Consider the following 4,000-nt stretch of genomic DNA (forward strand, 5'->3'; position numbering starts at 1 on the left):
GGAGGACATAACTTATTTTCTAAAAAATCATGTCTTGACTTTGGGGAGCATTACATTGGATTGGGCGTAGAGGCATTAAATAACGGCTGCAAAGTGAGCTTCGTGCCGATGGATAACTTAATTCAACTACTGAAGACACAAGAGATTTCCCGATCTTCTCACTACAAACTCCGACGTATTCATAACTCTGATTTTGGTCATTCTGGATGATCTGATGTTTATGGCCATGGATCGCAATGAAGCAAATCTATTCTTTCAATTTGTGAATAAGTTGTACGGCCAAACCTCAATCATCCTTACCTCCAATAAGGGACCAGAGGATTGGGGTGAGCTATTGGGAGATCAAGCGATTACGACTGCGATCTTGGACCGCATTTTGCATAAGAGCGAGGTCATCCAATTAAGTGGTGATTGCTATCGTCTGAAGTACCGGCAGACTATTTTCGCCAGCTAAAACTGTTCAAAATTATTTAGCAATAATTGTTTTAAGAGGTCTTGACGGTTACAGCTGCAACTCACGGTATACTATCCAGAACGCGTTCAAGTACGTTAAAAGCGGCTTTACTTGGAGGGGCAGGCATGATAGGCTGGATGCCGGTGCGAATTAGTCTTCAGCTGTTCGCCCTTTCGCAAGGACATCATGCCTGCCGGAGGTTCCAAGTCAAGCCGCGGCTCACTGTTACTAGACTCGGGAAAGAGAGATTACACAAAATTATTGACAGACTCCCGTAAGGGTCTGACAATTCGTAATCCGCGGACTCGGAAACATTGAATCACCGATGTATACAAATAGGTCTGCCGCCAAAAAGCTTCGCTTTTCTACGTGTCATGCCCGACTCGTACATTAAAACAAAAAGCCCCTAAAGGGCTTTTTTAATTTGTTCTTTTCTTTCGGTTACAGTGTTTATGCACTGCTTGCAAGTTTAAAAATACATCTCGCCCTCCAACGGCGAGTGCCTTTTTGTGATCTATCTCTATGTCGTCTCCAACAAACAAATAGGAGTTGCACACTGGACAAATGTTATTTTGTTTTTTTAGCAAGTTTTTCTTTTCTTCCGCATTGAGGATTGTGGCTCTTTCATCAACCGAGTATATTGACCATATTTGGTTAATCTTATCCATAAACAAGTCAATATTAGTCTGGTTATTATATAACCTCATCAATTCAAATAAAGCAGCTAATTCTTGTTTAATTGTAATTCTGTGCTGTTTAATCATTTCCAAATTTATTCTGTGAAGGACAAACCATAAAACATAAAAATTCTGTAGAGTTCTGCGTGAATATTTACCTTTTTGACTTAATAGTTTATCTAATTCTCCTTTAAGATAAGTACTGGGATCGTCAACATCTTTATCAATAAGTACCATCCTAAGCTTTCTGATAAAGGACTCTAAGCTTTTTATGGCTTTCAAAAAAAGTTCATTAGTCTTATCGTCCACTGAACTAGCATTTAAAACTTTGGTGATCTCGCTTTTTTCTTTTATACGAGCATTAACCTTATCACCACTTTTATAAATATCCAAGGACTCATTTAAGGAAGTATTACTAGCATTTTTATATTCAAGGTAGGCTAATGTAGCGTAAAGTTCTTCATTCTCCATTCTTTTGTTATTTATTCTTGAATGAAACCAAGAAGAATGTTTTTCAGTATTTAGTTTAATTGCACTGATTATCTCTTTATCAACATAGGAGTTCCACATTTCAAAAGTGTTTTCCCTAATGGGATAAGGCTTGTTATTTAGTCGGATAAATAGATCGATGGGGTCAAAGTTTGGATTCAGTTTTTCATCAATATTTACAACGGATAAATTAAAATCATATATTTTTTCTTTTAAACCATCTGATAAATCAACGAATTTTTTACCATCTAAGGTATTTAAAATATTAAGTTTCTTCAAAGAAAAGTTATTCTTCTCTGAATAAACTGTTTTTTCATTTTCGTCAATAAAACCTTCACCAATAAAACCTAAGATTGAAAGAAGTCTTTGTTGACCATCTACCACTTCTGAAATACCATCGTTCCTTTTAAATACAAATATTGGAGGAAGTTTGATTCCTAATAAAATACTTTCAATTATGGCAGATGCTTTAATGTGATTAATAGCTTCATTTCTTTGATAGGGAGGTCTAACTAGAAATCTACCTCTATTCATTTGTCGGCATATATCATCAATTGTGGTTGTAGAAGCGTCTGGTTTATTTAATCTCAAAAATTCTAAATCAGAAAGAGTTTTGAATGTTTCCTCCTTAGTTATTGAATCAAGTTTGAATCTGCCTTTATTATTAATATACAAATCAAAATCTATGTTAGTTAAGTTGGTAAAAAAGGTAGCAGTTGTGGAATAACGATCATAGAAATCTTTATAGAAGTGGCTATTTTCGGTCTTGAAGTGGTCTATATTCTGAGACAAATAAGTAGCTAACGATTCCTGAACTTCTGTGTTTTTGATAAATGGGATAGTTTTTTTCTCATTTTCAACAATTGATAATGCCCAAAAAACACATTCAAAGATTAGTCTGTTATAAGGTCTTTTTGTCTTTTCAAGCATTAATTTTAGATCATAGATATAATTTATTTTATCAAAAAAGAGTTTATAAAATTTATCTAAATCTTCTATGTTGCTGGAAAGATTCTCGAATAATTTACCAACTATTTCCTTCCTGCCCTTAGTAGTAGAATAATAACTTATAGGTATGCTATGTAAGACAAGAAAGAGTCGAATTTTATCCATGACCTTTTCTAAAGTAATAGATTTGTTGATTAATTCCATATCTCTTTCATTAAAAAATAGATCAATAATCATTTTATATTCAAATTTATTGTCTTTAAACTTGTTTTTAAAGAAGCTATTTGTATCGTTTTCGATATATTTCGCTTTATCTATTTCAACACTTTTTAGCGGAGTAATTCCAGAGTTGTACCTCCTAAAAATCTCTTTCTTTATCAAATCCTCTTTTCTCTCATCTAAACGTGGTTCATTTACTAAACCAAACTCGATAATCCTTAATTTAGTATCCCAAAATAATTCCTTTATATCAGTTTCCATATCATCAAAATTTTTCTTTTTCAAGCTTTTGAGTGACATCAAACCATTGTTAGTTAACGTAAGTTGATTCTCTATAAACTTTTTAATAGTTTCAAACCTTTGCCTTCCGTCGATAACTTCAATTAGCTTTCCAGTATTAAAAAAAACAAGAGGAGGGATTTCTGTCCCGATTAATATGCTTTCTATAAAGTAGCTTGCTTTATCCGTATCCCACACATAGTTCCTCTGGTAGTATGGGTCATACTTTGTATTGTTCTTTCTTCTAGGATTTGCAAATAATGTCTCTATTGACATCACCTTAGATTCTATAGTTAAGTGTGATTTAAATATTTCTTGTATTTCTTCATCTTGAAGAAATATATCACTCATTTTATCTATTCCTCCTAGTTAGCATTTTATAAAGAGAATATTCAATATTTTTTTGTAAATTCCTGCCTATACTAGATGCCTTTTTCAATCGGCAAATTCATAGCCAATAGCAGGATATATATACGTTGAAAGTGACAAACATCTGCACATATAGCGTTTCCTTTGCCTGTTGCACTAGATGCATGAATAGATCGACAGTATTACCTTTATTTTCGGGTATGTCATAAAAATATCGAATTAGGCGATTCAATAGCATTATAGGGCGGCATCGTCGTAACAAGATATGCCACTTATTTGTAATATAGTTTGAAATCTCTGGTTTTACCCGCTACAATTGATATACAAAAATAACGTGACAATTGAATAGTAATTTACTCTATTGAAGTACGTACTCCTACACCGTAGGCATCCGCGCCTTTACCTCCATCGACGGCATGACCGCGGCCTGGGCGCGTATTCCTTATAAAACTTTAATTCCCTCTCAACGACGGGATATGTGACCACTAACTATAATGTTCCCATAGGCTGAGACACGGGAGCGTGAAAAATAAGTTATAATGAGATCATGGAAAAACGGAACCGA

Annotated in this window: 1 protein-coding gene and 2 pseudogenes; 2 read left to right on the forward strand and 1 reads right to left on the reverse strand. The window is 34.1% G+C overall.

Going from position 1 to position 4,000, the window contains the following annotated elements:
- A pseudogene (locus NR121_RS24765) lies at window positions 1-454 on the forward strand (ATP-binding protein); the annotation flags it as partial.
- A 419-nt stretch (window positions 455-873) separates the two neighbouring features.
- Here NR121_RS24765 and NR121_RS24770 read toward each other — a convergent pair.
- The gene (locus NR121_RS24770) at window positions 874-3,417 is read right to left on the reverse strand and encodes a GmrSD restriction endonuclease domain-containing protein (protein ID WP_256832128.1); all 2,544 of its coding nucleotides are present in this window, start codon (window positions 3,415-3,417) and stop codon (window positions 874-876) included.
- Window positions 3,418-3,803: 386 nt separating this feature from the next.
- On the opposite strand from NR121_RS24770, the pseudogene NR121_RS24775 reads away from it, so the two are divergent.
- Window positions 3,804-3,890, forward strand: a pseudogene (locus tag NR121_RS24775) (GMP synthase (glutamine-hydrolyzing)); the annotation flags it as partial.
- Window positions 3,891-4,000: the final 110 nt, after the last annotated feature.

The sequence above is a fragment of the Paenibacillus sp. Pae15 genome (assembly GCF_024519685.1).
Taxonomy (GTDB): Bacteria; Bacillota; Bacilli; order Paenibacillales; family NBRC-103111; genus Paenibacillus_G; species Paenibacillus_G naphthalenovorans.

What these genes read in the sequence shown, in the direction of transcription:
- NR121_RS24770 (WP_256832128.1), bottom strand. Translation starts at nt 3,417, where the DNA reads ATGAGTGATATATTTCTTCAAGATGAAGAAATACAAGAAATATTTAAA.